This window comes from Pokkaliibacter sp. CJK22405 (genome assembly GCF_046614695.1).
Classification (GTDB): domain Bacteria; phylum Pseudomonadota; class Gammaproteobacteria; order Pseudomonadales; family Balneatricaceae; genus Pokkaliibacter.
Window position 1 is genome coordinate 14,524 of sequence record NZ_JBKKHQ010000014.1, and the last position, 17,881, is coordinate 32,404.

General features: G+C 47.3%; 15 protein-coding genes. All 15 read right to left on the reverse strand.

Features of this window, described 5'->3' with window-relative positions:
- Window positions 1-18: 18 nt before the first annotated feature.
- Complete coding sequence (gene rfbB, locus ACKC9G_RS10545; protein WP_411405065.1) at window positions 19-1,095, reverse strand: dTDP-glucose 4,6-dehydratase; 1,077 nt, start codon at window positions 1,093-1,095, stop codon at window positions 19-21.
- A 14-nt stretch (window positions 1,096-1,109) separates the two neighbouring features.
- The gene (locus ACKC9G_RS10550) at window positions 1,110-3,353 is read right to left on the reverse strand and encodes a polysaccharide biosynthesis tyrosine autokinase (protein WP_411405067.1); all 2,244 of its coding nucleotides are present in this window, start codon (window positions 3,351-3,353) and stop codon (window positions 1,110-1,112) included.
- Between the two features lie 68 nt (window positions 3,354-3,421).
- The gene (locus ACKC9G_RS10555; RefSeq protein WP_411405069.1) at window positions 3,422-3,859 is read right to left on the reverse strand and encodes a low molecular weight protein-tyrosine-phosphatase; all 438 of its coding nucleotides are present in this window, start codon (window positions 3,857-3,859) and stop codon (window positions 3,422-3,424) included.
- A gap of 84 nt (window positions 3,860-3,943) precedes the next feature.
- Window positions 3,944-6,121: a YjbH domain-containing protein gene (locus ACKC9G_RS10560; RefSeq protein ID WP_411405071.1), complete on the reverse strand. Its 2,178-nt coding sequence runs from the start codon at window positions 6,119-6,121 to the stop codon at window positions 3,944-3,946.
- A complete protein-coding gene (locus ACKC9G_RS10565) occupies window positions 6,118-6,918 on the reverse strand; it encodes a capsule biosynthesis GfcC family protein (protein ID WP_411405073.1) in 801 nt (266 codons plus the stop codon). The genes ACKC9G_RS10560 and ACKC9G_RS10565 overlap by 4 nt, the downstream gene beginning before the upstream one ends.
- A complete protein-coding gene (locus ACKC9G_RS10570) occupies window positions 6,918-7,580 on the reverse strand; it encodes a YjbF family lipoprotein (protein WP_411405075.1) in 663 nt (220 codons plus the stop codon). Before ACKC9G_RS10570 ends, ACKC9G_RS10565 begins: the two co-directional genes overlap by 1 nt.
- A gap of 64 nt (window positions 7,581-7,644) precedes the next feature.
- Entirely contained in the window at window positions 7,645-8,766 is a 1,122-nt protein-coding gene (locus tag ACKC9G_RS10575) for a polysaccharide biosynthesis/export family protein (protein ID WP_411405077.1), read from the reverse strand.
- Window positions 8,767-8,847: 81 nt separating this feature from the next.
- A complete protein-coding gene (locus ACKC9G_RS10580; protein WP_411405079.1) occupies window positions 8,848-9,393 on the reverse strand; it encodes a hypothetical protein in 546 nt (181 codons plus the stop codon).
- Window positions 9,394-9,554: 161 nt separating this feature from the next.
- Window positions 9,555-11,006, reverse strand: coding sequence for an undecaprenyl-phosphate galactose phosphotransferase WbaP (wbaP, locus tag ACKC9G_RS10585; RefSeq protein WP_411405081.1), 1,452 nt, complete (start codon window positions 11,004-11,006; stop codon window positions 9,555-9,557).
- Window positions 11,007-11,084: 78 nt separating this feature from the next.
- Window positions 11,085-12,512 (reverse strand): mannose-1-phosphate guanylyltransferase/mannose-6-phosphate isomerase, encoded by a 1,428-nt coding sequence (locus ACKC9G_RS10590; RefSeq protein ID WP_411405083.1) that lies wholly within the window; start codon window positions 12,510-12,512, stop codon window positions 11,085-11,087.
- Window positions 12,513-12,515: 3 nt separating this feature from the next.
- Window positions 12,516-13,619: a glycosyltransferase family 4 protein gene (locus tag ACKC9G_RS10595; RefSeq protein WP_411405085.1), complete on the reverse strand. Its 1,104-nt coding sequence runs from the start codon at window positions 13,617-13,619 to the stop codon at window positions 12,516-12,518.
- A complete protein-coding gene (locus tag ACKC9G_RS10600) occupies window positions 13,620-14,642 on the reverse strand; it encodes a glycosyltransferase family 4 protein (RefSeq protein ID WP_411405087.1) in 1,023 nt (340 codons plus the stop codon). It abuts the gene before it with no gap.
- Entirely contained in the window at window positions 14,620-15,858 is a 1,239-nt protein-coding gene (locus ACKC9G_RS10605) for an O-antigen ligase family protein (RefSeq protein ID WP_411405089.1), read from the reverse strand. The genes ACKC9G_RS10600 and ACKC9G_RS10605 overlap by 23 nt, the downstream gene beginning before the upstream one ends.
- Window positions 15,843-16,739 carry a glycosyltransferase family 2 protein gene (locus ACKC9G_RS10610; RefSeq protein WP_411405091.1) on the reverse strand — a complete coding sequence of 299 codons (897 nt, stop codon included), beginning with the start codon at window positions 16,737-16,739 and terminating at the stop codon, window positions 15,843-15,845. The genes ACKC9G_RS10605 and ACKC9G_RS10610 overlap by 16 nt, the downstream gene beginning before the upstream one ends.
- 163 nt (window positions 16,740-16,902) lie before the next feature.
- The gene (fcl, locus tag ACKC9G_RS10615) at window positions 16,903-17,880 is read right to left on the reverse strand and encodes a GDP-L-fucose synthase (protein WP_411405093.1); all 978 of its coding nucleotides are present in this window, start codon (window positions 17,878-17,880) and stop codon (window positions 16,903-16,905) included.
- Window position 17,881 lies beyond the last annotated feature (1 nt).

A 17,881-nucleotide genomic window follows, 5' to 3' on the forward strand; every position in this document is an offset into this window, starting at 1 on the left:
ACTTTTTAGTTTGAGTACTTATGTCGTAGGTTCAGTCTGGGTACCAAGCCGAGAAAGCTGATAGTCGCCGGAAAGAACACGAGACCACCAATTGATATTGGCCAGATACCACTCGACCGTTTTACGCAGCCCTGTCTCAAAGCTCTCTTCTGGCAGCCAGCCCAGCTCCGCTCTAATCTTGCTACTATCGATCGCATAACGTACATCATGGCCAGGGCGATCATCTACATAGGTGATCAGGTCTGAATAGTGTTGAACATGGGATGGCTTCTTCGGCGCCAGCTCTTCAAGCAGAGCACAGAGCGCCTGTACCACTTCTATATTCTGTCGCTGATTACTGCCGCCGATATTATAGGTCTGGCCGACCTTTCCCCTCTGCGTCACCTGATAAAGCGCTCTGGCATTATCATCAACAAAGAGCCAGTCTCTGATCTGCTTTCCATTGCCATAGAGAGGCAACGACTTACCTTCAAGTGCACTCAGAATCATGTGAGGAATCAGCTTCTCTGGAAACTGATAAGGCCCAAAGTTATTGGAGCAACTGGAAATGACAACCGGAAGTTTATAGGTTCTGTTCCAGGCGCGAACCAAGTGATCCGCGCTGGCTTTGCTGGCGGAGTAGGGGGAGCTGGGATGATAGGCATTCTCCTCGGTGAAGCTATCCTCTGAATCCCCCAGGTCTCCGTAGACCTCATCGGTCGTTACATGATGGAAGCGAAACGTCGCTTTATCTGTTGAGGACAAACTTTCCCAATACTGTCGACTGGCTTCGAGGAGTGAGAAGGTGCCAACAATATTGGTTTTTATGAAGGCAGCAGGGCCATCTATGGAGCGGTCGACATGGCTCTCGGCAGCAAGATGGATCAACGCATCCGGTTGCTCTTTTTGTAATATCTCAAGCACCGTAGCCTGATTACAGATATCCGTCTGATAAAACCGGTATCGGGCATCACTTTCTATTGAAGCGAGCGAGTCTGGATTACCTGCATAGGTTAATAAGTCCACATTGATAACGGCGTCAGAGGTTTCCCGCAGGATATAACGAACTACGGCGCTGCCAATAAAGCCAGCGCCGCCAGTGATCAGAAATTTCATTGATTAATTTTCAATCACTTTGTGTGGGACTTGTATTCATAGTTGTAATAGCCGTAGCCATAACCATAGCCCGCGTTGCGCCCGGAGCGCTTCATGCCGTTCATGATACAGCCTTTGACTGGAATTCCATTTTGTTCGAAACGGCGGTGAGCTGCGGCAATCTCACGTAACGGGTTAAGCCCAAAACGAACCACCATCAGGCTAACTCCCGCCAGTCGGCCAATAATCGCGGCATCGGTGACGGCCATAATAGGTGGCGTGTCGATCAGAATCAGGTCGTACTTTTCACCAGCCTCAGTAAACAGAGCTTCAAGTCGCTGAGACATCAGCAATTCAGAGGGGTTTGGTGGGATTGTACCGGTTGAGATGAAATCGAGCCCATCCTGAAGGCTGTGATGAACCACAGACTGCCAGGGCTGATCTCCGCACAGGTAATCAGACAGGCCATTTTCACGAGGAACGCCAAAGAACTTCTGTAAGTGCCCTTTGCGCATGTCAGCGTCAATCACCAGAATTTTACTGCCAGCGGCAGCGAGGACTGCACCTAAGTTGGAGCTAACAAAACTTTTACCGATATCAGGACTCGGCCCGGAAATAGAGATGACGTTATTTTTGGACTCCATCATCGCAAAGTGCAGGCTGGTTCTAAGTGCTCTTAAAGACTCAATACTGAGTGCTGCTGGGTTCTCAATCGCCAGCATGCCGGATTTGCGTTTCCCTTTCTTAAAATCCTTATCGATGATGTCCTGTTCTTCACTGTAGGGAATCGTCGCGTAAACAGATAGCCCAAGCTCCTGCTCAATTTGTTCAGGTGATTCAATCCCTTTACGCAGAGCTGCACGAACAAAAACAATCGCTGCTCCCAGAATGAAGCCCAGAACCACTGCAATCGCAACGATAAGTGGCTTACGGGGTTTTACCGGTGCCGGATCGACAATAGCGCTATCGAGCACTCGAACATTACCAACGGTGCTGGCCTTGGCAATATCCAATTCCTGAGTTCGGCTTAGCATCTGCAGGTACAGCTGGTTACCTACCTGTACATCACGTGTATAGCGAAGTACTTCTTGCTGAGTTTCTGGTAACGCCTTGATTTTATCATTTAGCGTTTTCTTCTCTGCCTTGAGCTTTGCACGTTGTTCAATTAGTGCTGCATAAGCAGGAAATTTCGGGGTGTATTTTTGTTGAAGATCCGCTTCTTTTAAGTTGAGCTCATTAATCTGAGATTCCAGGGTTACAACCTGATCAAGAATAGATTTTGTTTCAAGATCAATATTGACTGAGTGAACATCCAGCCGGTAGTCATTTAAACGCTTTTCTGCCTGCTCAAGATCTCCCTTAACTTCTGGCAACTTGCTATCCAGAAACTCAAGGCTTTTCTCCGCTTCTGCAGAAGTGCGCTGTACATTCTGTTGGTAGTAAACCTGGTTGATATTATCCAGAGTTTTTTGGGTGATTTCTTGATCCGTTCCAGTCAGTTGGAGAGTGAGTATTCCACTGGATTTAGTTTTCTCCTCAACTGTCAAATTACTCAGCAAATTTTTATAAGCGCTCAGTGGAGTCACTTTACTGATAAAAAAGCGTGTGCCTGGATGTGCAGTAAGTGTTTTTATATTAACAAGGTATTCACCGGATGAGTCCTTTGCAGACTCACCTACTTGACCCTTGAGTATCAAATTCTCATTTGCATCGTAGAGGGTGTAGTTATTTGCAGCTCCAACCTCAACAATCATTGGGCTATTCAATTTATAGTCTGGTACTTCCAGGCTAGTCAGTACTAATTGCTCTCCACCCCAGGCATAGGATGAAAGTCCCATAAAGGGTGAGTTTAACTCGCCAGCCTCATGAAGCTGACTATTGTATCTACGAGCAATATAGCTACCAATGACTGGGAAATAATCCGGTGTGACGACATTACGAAGTTTAAGGTTATCAATGACTTTACCTAGAACAAAACGAGACTGAATGATTTCTGTCTCGGTGCTCGCGGCAGAGTCCGCTGCGGCTTGATCAGTTAGGCCAGGGATATTGATAGCGGCGATGCCTGACTGCTTTGGCTCGACTTGAACAAGAGAGCTGGCCTGATAGATGGGAGTGCTTAGTAACGCAATACCAACACCTAGTATCCCTGCTATCACCAGGCAGCAGACGATAATCCACTTACCTTCCAGAATAATTCCGAAGAGCTGACCGAGGGCGATATCATCATTAGCGTCATTGCTGTGATGTACAACAGGTGGCGTCTTGGCGGCATTCATAATGATGAAATTTCCTTAATATGACGTCAGTGGACGTCAGTGTTTAAATAATGAATCTAAAGCTGAATTTAGCAGCCCAGTTTTTTGGCCCAGTCGGCAACGCCCTGAGCTATTAGTTTATAGGCATGCTCAAAAGCCGGACGCTGTTGTCTGTAGGGATCAGGAATCTCAACATCCCCTTGCCACCGTCCCAGTAGCTGCACCTTTCCTCTTGCAGAGGGATAGCGCGAGCAAATCGCATCGATATGCCCTTTCTCCATGACCAATATCAAATCATTTTTACTGATTAGATCGCTATTCAGTTGCTGAGCAATGTGTGCACTACTATCAATACCATTCTCTGTAAGTAATTCTGCAGAGGTCGGGTCGATAGGTTTACCTGTGAGTGCGGCAATTCCTGCTGAACTAATGTTGAAGTTATTTGGCAGAGTTTCACGAAGTAAAATCTCACCGACAGGGCTTCGGCAAATATTACCTACACACACCACAAGAATATTATTAAACATCGTTGTATTCCCTGGAAAACTCTTTACTCAACATATTCAAACGAAATCAATCCTATTTAATCTTATCAATTCTGAGTACCTGAGTTAGGGCTCAAGTGCCTCTCTGTAGCCGTCGAAGTAATGTCGGGCATCCCGAGACTCGGTCAGGTCATAAAGGCTATATCGGTGGTCAACTTTTTGACCACCATCACGTGTCAGTGGTGCCCATTGGAGTCGGCCGGAGCGAGTTGTCGAATTGGTGAAGAAGGCATCGAATGGAATCGTCACATAGATGCCTTTATCAAAGCTGCCTTCACCCGTTTCGCTGCCACTGGCATCAGTCAGGGTGGCCCAAGCCCCTACCTGAACGCCGGAATCGAAACGCCGGGAGAGATCAAACGTTGCGCCAATATCTTTTGCCAGATAGCGACCCACACTGACCTTTGCCAGTGAGTCATAGAAGGGCAATCGGTAATAACCAGTAAGATTCGTGGTCCAGGTTTGGTAGTCTCGGAATGCCTGAATATCGGCCCGGTTAAAGTCACGCTGGCGGACAATGTCTAGATCAGCGCCCAATGCCCAATTAGAGCCGATGGGGCGGTATAGTAACTCACCACCGACGCCGCCATACATAGCCTCCAGAATCCCGCCATAGGCCTGCCCGAACCAGTTCTGGTCCCATTGCCAGAAATGGGTTAGCTGCAGGTTATTGATCGACAGATCGCTGTTGACCAGATACTCACGTATATACGTTCTGACCCTGGGCAGATTACTTGGCGCGGTGTATTTGAACTTGTCGAAGTTATCAATCAGGCCATAAGAAGCCTGGGCATCTAACTCCCAACCCGGGGTAATAGTGAAGCCTGCCGTAGCGTCAGCACGAAGCTGATAAAGATAAAAACCATCAGGTCCACCAAGGCTCTGTGTCAGGCCCGGAGCAATGCCGTAACGGAAACGTGGGAGGTCATGTTGATAAAGTGTTTTATCGTTACGTTCGCCTATTACCGTCATGTCAGCACTATTGACCAGCGCCTGCCCTGGTTGACGGTTATTAACAACATCCTTAAGAGCCGTACGGGATAGCCCCGTCTCTCTTAAGTCCAGCCCTTTTTCACGCTGTACGAAGGTAAAACTATCAACCTCAGCGGGAGCATTGTTGCTAAGAATACGAGCTGCCCTCACTTCTCCCTTGGCGTTATTGCGATACTTGGTTTGACTGCCTTCAACAATAATTTCATGCTCACGCTGACTGATACGCTTAACATCAAAGCCTGCGTTTTCTTTTAGCTCAGCGGATACATTCTGCCAGTCAGGATCTGGGTTAGGAGTCGGCTGGATTGGCTGCGGTGGTGGGTCAAACTTGCTTTGAGCGAAGTCTTTCGAGGTGTTGGCTGTCAGCGTAATACCCATCATGGCCGTATTGCCACGCTCCCAGCCAAGATGAAGGTCAATGTTATCGTTTACCTGATACACAATCCCAAGATTAATTGGGGAGTCCTGAGTCTGATTACTTCCTTGAGGCTCACTTTGATAGTCATTGCCTTCGTATTCGGCTTTAAATACCACTGGAGCCCATGAAGGGTGATAGGCAACGCCACCAAAGAGTGCCGTATTACCACGGAAGTAGCTGCCAAAATTGGCATCACCCGTCGTTGTCGAACGCTCGCGGGTATTAAACTTATCCGATAGCTGTCCTAAGGGATTGTCTAAGTCGCCCCTGTTAGCAAGATAGCCCCAACCCATGCCGAGCGAAAAATCAAAGTCGTCCCAGCGCTTGGATGCCACCAGATACTCGCCACTGAATAAACCGGTACCACTGATATCCACACCACCAACGGCAAGTTCAGGCAGAAAGCGAGACTCTTGCCAGAGGCGAAACTTCGCATCAATCGCTTTGTCTTTATAGGTCTGATCGCCACTCAGTGAGCGTGGCCCGTAAAGGACGCCGGAGATGTCAGTGTAGCGAAAGCCCGCTTCAAACCACGGAACCGGCTGGAAAAAGATATTGTAACGTGAGTAGGGGCTAACAAAGCTGGCATTAAAGCTGAGCTGACCTTCGGGGTTCATACGTGCTGTCGGCGTTTGCAGAAGCCCTACCGTGCCCCAGTCATTCAGGCTATAGCGGTAGGGTGATTCTGATCCACAGGCCTGAGAGACATATAAAACAGACGACAGTAATCCGGTAGCCGTTATCAGCAGAGGTCTTGAGTGGCAACGCTGTCCGCGTCTCAGACAGGTTGCTTGAGACTGAATCATCACTCGTGAAGTAGCAGGAGTTGTCATTCTGGGTGATTCGTCCATTGATCCAAAGCTTGTGTGGCGAGCCACCGGGACACGGAGGCGTTAAAGCCGGGTACGCTGTCTAAATAGCTTTCTTTTACCGGAAGCCAGAGCACGCTTCCGGGTGCAGGTGTCCAGGGCTTTTCGTTCCAGGCTGCCACACCATGCCTGCTGATCTTGCCATCCGGAGAGATAACCCACACCCAGTCTGCATCACGCCAGTCTGAGGAATATTCTATAGCGTCCATGTACTCGCGAAGGTGTTGTCCGCCTACATAGGGTAAAGGCTGGTTCCATCTTGAACCTGCGCCAATTAGCCAAAGCTCATCGGGCTCTTTGGGATACCAGAGTGCATCACCCTCCTCCAAAAGAGGGTTTATCTTAAGGTTTATAGCCAGTACATCAGGATCACCTGACTCCAGCACCTTGCGTCCCGTCACAGGCAAGGCGGCTAAATGGGCTTTCACCCTGTGGCACCAGTCATTGAAGTTGCGTGGTGGCTGCTTAGCCTGCGACAGTGTTGGTTCCCCGGGGCAGAGATGATTGAAGTCATCCAGCAAACCGGCTTTTTGCCCCGTTTGCTTAAGTCGCTCCTGCTCGCGAGTAAAAAAAGCGCCTCGATACCAGGAGTCAGAGTTCACCCTGCCCGGAAGAACGGCATTCAACCGTGTACCGTCAGGCACACTGTACTGAGCCTGCTGTGTGACTTGTCCTCGCAACGTGACTGTGATATCCGCGTGACACAGAGTAGCCACCAGAGAGCCTGCCAAGGAGGCAAAAATGAAAATTAGGGGCTTCATTACTTTCTCCCCTCTTTGTCAGATGCAGCGGCGACATACGGCTTCGCTTCTGCCAGCCACACGGGGGGTAAATCAGGGTGCATGTATTGTCGGCTGGCAATGACCTTCCCCGATACCGGATCAAGCCAGTAGGTGTTATCCGCAGAAAAGCCTACTGCCGGGATGCTCAAGTGCTCTGACACCCGAAATAAGTTACGTTTGAGAGGTTTGAAAAACTCAATCCCCTCAGGCTCTAGTGTAGAGCTAAATGCTAACTGATAAAGATTATGCAGACTGCCGTCAAAGACACCCGATGCGGTTCCTTGCTTGCCAGCCAATAAGCTGGCTGGATCACTCAGAGCATCGTGTGTCAGCGTGATATGCGTATTATTCCCGACGAAATTCCCGGTTCTGATTAAGCGGCCATAGTTTGTCTGCACATAACTGGCATCGGGCATATACCAAGACATTTCACGATGGTTGACCTTGCCAAGAACGCCGCCCGTTGAGGTATAGCCTTCGACGCCAATCCACAATGTGGCGTAGGGCATTGAAAAAAGGCGAGGGTCATCAATAGTGACTTCATTCCCTACCAGAACATCCTGAAAGGTTTTTACAGCGGCAACAGTGGTTGGATCACGGTAACTACTACAACCCGCCACACTAAGAGTGATCAGGCCCACTAAAATGAATTCTCTGCAGAATCTAAGCCCACTAAAGCCTGCATAGGTTAAGTGACATATCACGTTAAAGACCTACAGTACTTCTGGTGCTGTTAAGAAGATTCAGTGAGGGGAAAACCTGACTGATAAAACGATTCCAGCGCGTTATATTGGCTGGTCCAACGAAGATAACGTCTTGTGGAAGTACACGGAAATTATCTGCCAAGGCATATGCAGTGGGAGACTGAGCGTCTAGCTGATAGACCGTTCCCATACTCTGGTCGGCAAAGTCACTTCCACGGATTACATATACCGCTTCGCCATTGGCACTGGTCGGGCTCAAACCGAGTGCTGTTCCTAACGCTTCGGTCAGGGAGACATAACGACGGGTGATTTTGAAAGCCTGAGGCTTTTGTACTTCACCAACCACGTATATCTGTTTTTCATTATTATTGGGGACAAAAAGGCTGTCTCCATCTTTCAGATAAATCTGGTGTAACTTGGGATCTATCTCATTTAAGTCGAAGCGGTAGGTCTTGTGATCTCGAATCAGCTTGATTTCAGAGTAGTCTGCATCGCTCAACGGGCCGCCGGCTTTACTAATGGCCTCAAGTAATGTCAGGGGCTGTGACGTGATAGGAATTCGACCTGCCTGAGTCAGTGCACCGGCAGCTACAACCTGTTGGCTGGCATACTTCAGGACATTCACGTCAACTTGTGGATTATCGAGCACAACAGATAAACGCTGGGTGATCTCTTTGCGTACGGTCTCAAGGCTCTTGCCACTGACCTTAATAACACCGGCGTAGGGGAAGAAAATGGTTCCGTCATGGCGAACAAGTCGTCCGGCAGCCGTGGTATCAGTGGAGGTGCCAATACTGTTTTCGGTCGTTTCCAACTCAGGATGGCCCCAAAGAGTAATGCGCAGAACGTCATTCACACCGATCTTGTAAGAGTCAGGGCGATAGGTCAGCAAGGAGTCAGGAATCGTTTGGGTATTGGCACTGTCCAGAATCGCATTCTGGGACGCTACCAGCCGCGAGGTAATAGGGATCAACTCAACTTTCTTGCTGGCGATATTAGGATCGCTTTTCAGCTCTGCCTGAGAAAATATCCCATCACTGTCCATATTCATGCCGGGGCTGAATGCACAACCGGTAAGCAATACTACAGGCAGGCAAAGTGCTGCGAAGCGAATCTTTGTCATGGAGGCTTCTTTTTTCCAGAAGGTGAATTGAGATAAGAGCAGGCCCGAAGGCCTGCTTTGTCAAACGGAAAGCCGCTTGTTTTACATGGAACCAGAGGTTCCTGTGGTTCCAGAAGTGCCAGAGGTTCCGCTGGAAGAGCTGTCGCTACCAGAGGCAATAGCAACTGCAGCGCCTACTGCCGCCGCTACACCAAGGCCAACTGCCAATGAACCTGCAGTGATTCCGCCAACGGCGGCGCCACCAGCGGCACCGGCACCAGCAGCAGCGCCGCCTGCACCGGCCGCGCCAGGAGCACCAGCGCCTGCACCTGCTGCACCAGCGCCGCCTGGAGCAGGACCTGCTGCGACACTACCTGGAGGAGGTGTACCCGGCGCGGCTGGACCACCTGCAGTCGCAGGAGTGACAGGTTCTGCCGGAGTGGCTGGGGTTGCTGGTACACCCGGTGCGCCAGGGGTTGCTGGCGTTGCAGGGGCTTCAACAACAGCTGGCTGAGCTGGCGCTGGAGGCGACAGCGGAGTTTCAGTAAACGTGGCTTCGGGAACAACAGGTTCTGCAGGTTCGGCAAAAACACTGCCGCTCGATACCATTGCAATAGCAATGGCAGCGACCGTTAAGGATTTTTTCATCGTAAAAGTCCTTTGGATTATGAATGAAGGTTTCTCGATATTAGCAGGCACTGTGCAAGCCGACTACTATTCGGGCAGGCTGTAGACCTGACTCAGTTCCTGCCTCAAATGTCTCGAGTCAAACATTCGAGTTGTCGCACAACTCACCCTGTGCAAATAGTCTAGTAGGCACCATCCCTATGCAGAACAACCTTGATGGTACTAATGAGAATGACAATGTCTGTCCACAGGCTCCAGTTTTTTACATACCAGGCATCCAGATAGACACGGCTGTCATAATCAATATCGCTTCGGCCACTTACCTGCCAAAGGCCTGTCATGCCAGGCTTAGCCTGCAAGTAATATACCGCTTGTTCGCCATAACGCTCGACTTCTTCAGCAATCACAGGACGAGGGCCGACAAGGCTCATTTCGCCGCGTAATACATTCCAGAGCTGTGGCAGCTCATCAAGACTGGTTTTGCGCAAAAAATGACCAATAGGCGTAACGCGAGGGTCATTCTTCAGTTTGAAGTCCTTGTTCCACTCAGCACGAGCTTCCGGGTCTTGCTCCAACAGTTTTTCAAGCACTTCTTGGGCATTGGGCACCATGGAGCGGAACTTAAGACAGGGAAAAACTTTGCCGTCCCGGCCGACGCGGGAGTGAGCAAAAATAGCCGTACCACCACTTTTTTTGATTTTCATACTGACAAAAGCGAAAAGTGGCGATAACAGCAGAAGCAGTAAAATCGAAACGACGATATCGAAGCTGCGCTTGATCACCCGGTTAAGGAAAGGATTCAGGTTATTCCGAACATTCAACATGATCACTTCATGGCTGAAGAAGTGATGCATATCCGTTCCGAACAGGGGCAGACCACGGAGCGCAGGCACGATAGAAAGACGTGGATAAAACAGGTTGAGCCTGTCCACATAGTGCTGGATTCGGTCCAGACCGCCACGCTCAAGAGCAACCACAATGTGCGGGTAATCCATACCGGCAAACTGCTCCTCAGGTGTCTCGCTCATTTGAATAACAGGCAAGGTCTTACCGCGAATGTTCATATAGCGTTGTTTGGGCTGATCGATGGAAACGAAGTGCGTTACGTCGTAGCCCATCATTCGTTCACCTGCCAGCGCTCGTGCAGTATCCGCGGCGTTTTCACCATCACCAATAATCACAGTGGGGTAACGCCACCAGCCAAAATGCAGCAAGGTGGACTTACACAGCAACCGCATGGTGGGAACCAGTGCCAGTGCAAAGATCCAGGCGCTAATAAAGCCCAGTCGGGAGGGTGTTAATTGCAGTAGAACGAGGAAGGCCGCATGGAGCAGCGCAACCAGAACAATAGCCTTGATGATCTGACGTAGCTCGTCCCAGAAGGGGAGGCGCTTTTGATAATGCCCCTTGATCAAAAAGAGAATCAGACAAACCACGGTGAGGGTCAGGAAGATCACGCCATCTCGGGCAAACGTGACATAGCTCGTTGGCATGCTGGAAAGAGACTGGCTAATCAGAAACGCCGAGAAAAGCGCCAGCAAGTCACTCGATATAAGCGCACAACGGCAAAGCCAGGATCTGCGCTTTGTCCTTGCTTTGGGAGTCACTGGCGTTTCTGTCAACGTGGTATTCATGGTATTTCCTTGGATCGTAATCCGTACAACAGAAAGTGAGGCTGCCTAAAAGCAGCAGCCCCTTACTTGATTTGAGGGTCAAGCGCGCCCGTATTTATCTTCAAAACGGACAATGTCATCCTCGCCCAAGTAGGCGCCGGACTGCACTTCAATCAACTCGAGGGGGATTTTACCCGGATTCTCCAGCGCATGTACTGCTCCCAGCGGAATATAAATCGACTGGTTCTCAGTCAGCAGGGTCTCTTTGCTATCAATAGTCACCCGCGCCGTACCAGAAACCACAATCCAGTGCTCCGCACGATGATGATGCATCTGCACGGACAGCTTGGCACCAGGCTTGACCACGATGCGTTTCACCTGAAAACGCTCGCCCATATCAATAGAGTCATAATTTCCCCAGGGGCGATACACCTTACGGTGCAGAGTGGCTTCCGAACGTTCGCTGGCATTAAGGCGTGAAACGATTTTCTTCACCTCCTGAACGTTATCCTTATGCGCCACCATGACCGCATCCGGCGTATCGACAACGATAAGATCGCTCACGCCAACACTGGCGATGAGCTTGTCATCACTGTGCAGATAGCAATTATGGGTATCCTCACAGAGCACATCGCCGCGAAGGACATTGCCCTGGGCATCTTTATCGGCAATTTCCCAAAGGGAAGACCAGGAGCCGACATCACTCCAGCCGGCATCCATCGGCACAACGACCGCGGATTGCGTGCCTTCCATGACCGCATAATCGATCGATTCGGAAGGGCACTCAACGAAAGCCTTTTCAGTCAGGCGGATAAAGTCCAGATCAACTGAGGTGGCGGCGATAGCCTGGACGCAAGCACCATAGATATCAGGACGCTGACGCTGCAGCTCCGCCAGATAAACACTGGCGCGGAACATAAACATTCCGCTGTTCCAGTAATAGTTACCTGAGGCGAGGTAGTCTTCTGCTGTTTCAAGCGCGGGCTTCTCGACAAAACTGTCGACCGCAAATGCCTGATCATTAACCGGCGTACCACGGCGGATATAACCATAACCCGTATGAGGTTGGTCTGGCACAATGCCAAAAGTGATCAGCTTACCTGCTGCGGCAAGTGGTTGTGCGGCTGCCAGTGCGGCATGAAACGCTGCAGTATTCTGAATGACATGGTCAGCTGCAAGAACCAGTAGAGCCGGATCTTCATCGTTATTTTCTTTTAATGCGAGCAAGGCCGCAATGGCGATAGCTGGTGCGGTATTACGACCGGCGGGTTCAAGAACGATACGTGCAGGAATGGCATTTTTACGCAGCTGTTCAGCTACGATAAAGCGGTGTTCTTCATTGCAAATGATTTGTGCCGGAGCAGTTGAAAAGCCCTCAAGGCGCTGCAACGTTGCTTGCAGCATGGTGGCTTCGTCGTGAAGAGACAGAAACTGCTTGGGGTAGAGAGCCCGCGACATTGGCCATAGGCGAGTGCCAGAGCCTCCAGCAAGAATAACCGGCGTAATAGCGGCAGTGTTCGAGGTCATGCTTTATCCCTGTTGCTTTGTTGCAAAAATACGGTCTACGAAAGTACTAAAACGACGCTTAAAGACATCCTTGCCAAACCCCGATGCGTGCTGACGGATAGTGTGGCAATCAAATTGCGCATAGTCTGTTTCAAACTGATTAATTGCATTATTGAGTGATTGCTCATTTTGCTCATCAAAGAGCAAGCCAGTAACTCCATGCTGAACGGTTTCAAGAGCTCCGCCCTTGCCATAGGCAATTACCGGTTTACCACAAGCCATCGCTTCCAAAGGTACAATGCCAAAGTCCTCCACCCCCGGGAAAACCAGGGCTTTGCAGCCTGCCAGCAGGCTTTTTATTTCTGAGAAGGGCAGGCGGCCACGAAGTTCCACCGATGGGCCGGCGATGGCTTTAAGTTCATCAAACTGTTCACCTTCACCCACGACGATCAGACGTTTTCCTGTTTTGTTAAATGCCTCAACCGCAATATCTGCACGTTTGTAACGAACCAGTTGGCCCAGTAAAAGATAGTAGCCTTGGTGCGATTCAGCGAGCTCAAACTCCTCAAATGACACCGGTGGGTGAATCACCTCAGCATCGCGCCGGTAATAGGTCTGAATGCGAGAGGCGATAAAGTGGCTGTTGGCGACAAAATGGCTGACTTGGGTTGAGGTTTGCTGATCCCAGCGTCTCAGGTAATGCATCAGCGGGGGCATTAGCCAGCGCTTAAGCCTGCCTGCTTTTGCTTTGTACTGCGGGTACATATCCCAAGCGTAGCGCATGGGTGAATGACAGTAGCAGATATGAGGCACGCCGGGAGGAGGGATAATACCTTTTGCAGGGCCTGATTCGCAGGAAATGATTAAGTCGTACCCATTCAAATCAAGTTCTTCCAGTGCCATCGGCATAAGTGGCAGGTAGCTCTGATAGGCCTTTTGGGCTCGGGGGAGTTTATTAATAAAGGTTGTAGTGACTTTATGTTTAGAAATTATGCTTTGAGAGAATGCGTCCGGATTGTATACATGGGTATATATATCTGCCTGAGGGAAAGTCTCGCATAATGATTCAAGAACTTTTTCACCACCTCGAAGATTGATTAGCCAGTAATGGATAATTGCTACTTTCATTTACTCTTCCAAACCTAAAGCTGAGTTAAGGGCATTATCCCAGTCATTTCTTGCTTTGTCCCAAGAAAAGAACTTTGCTCGTTCTAGGCCGGCGAAGGAAAGTCTATTTCTCAACGGATGGTCACTTATAATTCTGTCAATACCCTTACTAATTGAGTCGATATCGTAAGGGTCAACCAATAAAGCTGCACCCCCTGCAACCTCTGGCATTGCCGTGATATTAGATGTCAAAACCGGTGTGCCTACTGCCATCGCTTCAATAATTGGAAGACCAAAACCCTCATAAAGGCTCGGCAAAAGTAGTGCTAATGCTCCTTTATAATAGCTGGGAAGCATTGACTCTTCGATAAATCCGGTAAAGTGAATTTTTTTAGTTAGTTTTAGTTCTTCTATTAATGCAGTCAACTCTTTGTTAGGTGTGCCAGAAATAAGTAAGTCAATTTTTTCGGCAGAGATAGTTCTGCTATAGGCGTTTATTAGACGGAGTAAATTTTTGTGTGGTTTTTTTTCGCCGATATAAAGTAAATATGGCTTATTATGTTTATGAGGTTCTGCTTCAGGGGTAAAAGATTTGTCTACGCCATTGTATATGGTTACTATCTTATTTTTGGGAATGTTTGCCCATTTTGCGATTTCATCTTTTGTGAAATTTGATACGGTGAAAACTAAAGGCGATTTTCTACAAGTTCTTTTTACTAAAATATTGTAATATATTATGTTTTTAATTCTTTTATAATTGTTGAATTTTATGTGCATTAAATCATGGATTGTTATTATCGCGCGATCCACACCAAACGCAGGTGTGTTATAGGATGGGCTGATAAAATATGCTCTCTTTAAGAGTGTTATTTTAGATAGTTTTATTGGATCTAATAAAGAGAAAATATGGCTGAAATTTCCAAGTAGATTTGTTGACAAGTTTGCTATTTTAGATTTTTTTATCTCGAAGCTAAAACGGCCAATGCCATGCTCGCCGACCCAGCGGCTATCGAAATAAAAATTATTCTTGTGTTCTGATGACATTTAAAAATATTCCATTTGCAAGCCCTAAAAACGCCCAGAAATAAAGGCGAAGATAACTGGATTCGAAAAAGAGCGAGATCATAAATACTAGCAGGGCGCAACTTAACGGAGTCGCTAAATGAGGTGGAGTTTTTCTGATGTTCTTAAAAGTGATTAATATTATACACGAAAATCCTATTAGGCCTAAAATTCCATTCTCAGCCAACACCTCTAACCAAATATTTACTGCGGGTAAACCAATGGGAGAGAAGATGGCGGGTATGTCACTGATACTATAAATTGATCCAAATGTATCAGTATAGTTTCTATAGTTTCCAGGTCCAACACCTATAAAAAAGTGATCAATTGATACTTGTAGTGCTAATAACAGTCTAGGCCATCTATTGCCTGTTCTATCAAGAATAGCATCTAGTTTTGAGTCTGAGTTTAAGATGTTGTTTAAAGTGTATGATATTAAGTTATGTGGGTTTAAGTTGTTTATAATAAGATAAAACACAGATAAGGCTACAGTTATAGCTATAAAAGAAAATATCTTTTGCACAAAAGATATTTTCTTTGTGCTGATAAAGAAGATTGATAAAGTTGAAAGGATTATCAAAATGAGGTTGGCTGATTTTGTTAGAAATAGCAGCGATAGAATTAAAAACAAGTCAATTTTTGAGGTTTTGATGTTTTGATCAAAGATTTTATATAATGAAAAAGATATATAAGGGATGGCTGCCATTGAGAAATATGAAGGTTCATAATAAAATAAACTTATTCTACCATCTTCAGTAGATAGTATTGGATATAAAAGTAATGATAAAAAAATTTGCAGTCTAAAGCTATAGATATATATATTTATTAATTTTTCTGGTCTAAAAAGTAAACAGCTGCACCTAAATGATGTGTATATTATTCCATAGTTAATACACATCCATAATACATAACCAATGCTGATTGGTATATTTGAAGTGTTATAGAAAGATATTAGAGCGCCTAAAATTAGTAAGCTGAAGTATGAAATTTCTTTTTTTGAATAAGAAATAGATTTATTTAAAATTAAAATTGCAAAAAGTAATGCTAGAGGGATAAGGCTGAGCTTTATTCCTGCGTTACCGAAGGATAGATTGAGCTTGTCCGCGCCAAGCAGTGTCACTGATATGAAGATTAGTATGCTTGTAAGTGACATCTCCTGCAAATAATGATGATCTCTTAACCTTACTTTTTGGTCCATTTCACTTTCCTTAATGTAAGTATCCGATATAAGTCTCCAATTATGTTGAATGCACTTGGGAAGTTTTTCAGTATAAATGCTTTTAGCAAAGATCGGACTAAGAAGGTAAATGCGCTTACCTTCGGAGGGCGTATTCCAAGAGATTTGTTTATTTTCTTTAGTTCCTGATAGGTCAGCAGTATATTCTTGGGGTTGGTGGATATACCCCCGTGAGGCATTCGATCAATTAAAAGGTTAATATATAAAGGCTCTTTACGTAAGATGCTGCTAAGTACAATATAAGAATCGCCAGCAATTTTGTATTGATTAAATGTTATTCTTTGGAAAATAGTCTTGTGATGAAAAACTTCAGGATGTATTGGAAGGGCGGGGCGAATTCCTTGCCATTTTATTCCTAGCGTTTCCCATGGCTCTCCAATGTACTCAATATGCTGTCTTAAACCTTCACTAATAATTTCAATATTGCCATATGCCAACTCGTATTGAGGGTGTGCATCTGCAAGCTGTTGTGCAACTTTCGTTATCACTTCCGGACCCGCAAGCTCATCGCCGGCACCAATAAACTGAATCCATTCCCCACTAGCGTGTTTTAGCGCTTTAGTCCAGGCGTCGTAAATACCTTTATCTGGTGCACTAAACCAGTAATCAATAATATCTTCATTTTGCTGAAGCAGCTCGACAGTACCATCTGTGGAGCCTCCATCTGCAACAATCCATTGAATATTGGGATAATTCTGCGCTTTGATGGAGTTAATGGTCCATGACAAATCTTTGGCTGCATTAAATGTCGAGGTGATAATGGTGATGAGCGGAGCCGTAGCGGTACCCGTTTTTAGACCGTGAATAAGCTCACGGCCACCCTGCTTAAGACTGTTATCCACAAAACTGTCCTGAGGTTAAAAATGAAAATGAAGAAGTGAGCTTTTACTAAACAAGGTGGTTGCAGCAATACGCGGACCTCTATTGAGGCTGCTGCCGTCTGACGAAAGCAGAAGAGCACTAGATGTTGCTACTCTTCTGCTTATAGCCGGAAAGGATTATTCCTTAAACCTCTCTGAGTGATCTCAAATGCTCTTTATACCAGTCATAGGTTTGGCGAATACCTTCATCTAAGGTGACAGAGGCTGTCCACCCAAGATTTGCCAAGCGGGAGACGCTCATGAGTTTCCGAGGCGTTCCATCCGGCTTACTCGGATCGGTTTTCACACTGCCGGTGAAGCCAGTAGTCTTTGCAATAAGCTGTGCGAGCTCCAGAATGCTGCAATCCACCCCAGTGCCCACATTGATGTGACTCTGCATTGGCGAGACTTGCGCACGATAAATGGCTTGATCAAGCTCTTGCACAAAAACGCAGGCTGCCGCCATATCATCCACATGAAGAAACTCACGTTTAGGGGTACCGCTTCCCCAAATCGTGACTTCACTTTCTTTATTCTCTACTGCTTCGTGGAATCGGCGTAACAGAGCGGGTAGCACATGGCTATTCTGAGGATGGAAGTTATCACCTGGACCGTAGAGATTCGTCGGCATGACGCTTCGGTAATCCACACCATACTGACGGTTGTACGACTCACATAGCTTAATGCCGGCAATCTTGGCGATAGCGTAGGGCTCGTTGGTTGGCTCAAGATAACCCGTTAAGAGCGCATCTTCACTCATGGGTTGGGCTGCCATTTTGGGATAAATGCAGGATGAACCCAAAAAGAGTAGTTTGGTGACACCGTGCTTATAGGCTTGATGAATCACATTGGATTGCATCATCAGGTTGTCGTAAATGAATTCCGCAGGATATTCATTATTGGCATGAATTCCTCCCACTTTTGCCGCTGCCAGATACACTTGGTCAACCGACTGGGTTGCGAAAAATTCTGCTACTGACTGTTGATCTCGCAGGTCAAGTTCAGCGGAGGTGCGGGTGATCAGCTGAACTCCCGGCTTGTTACTTAGCTGTCTGACGATGGCACTGCCGACCATCCCCCGATGGCCGGCAACATAAATTCTTTGGATGTGTTCTGCTGACATC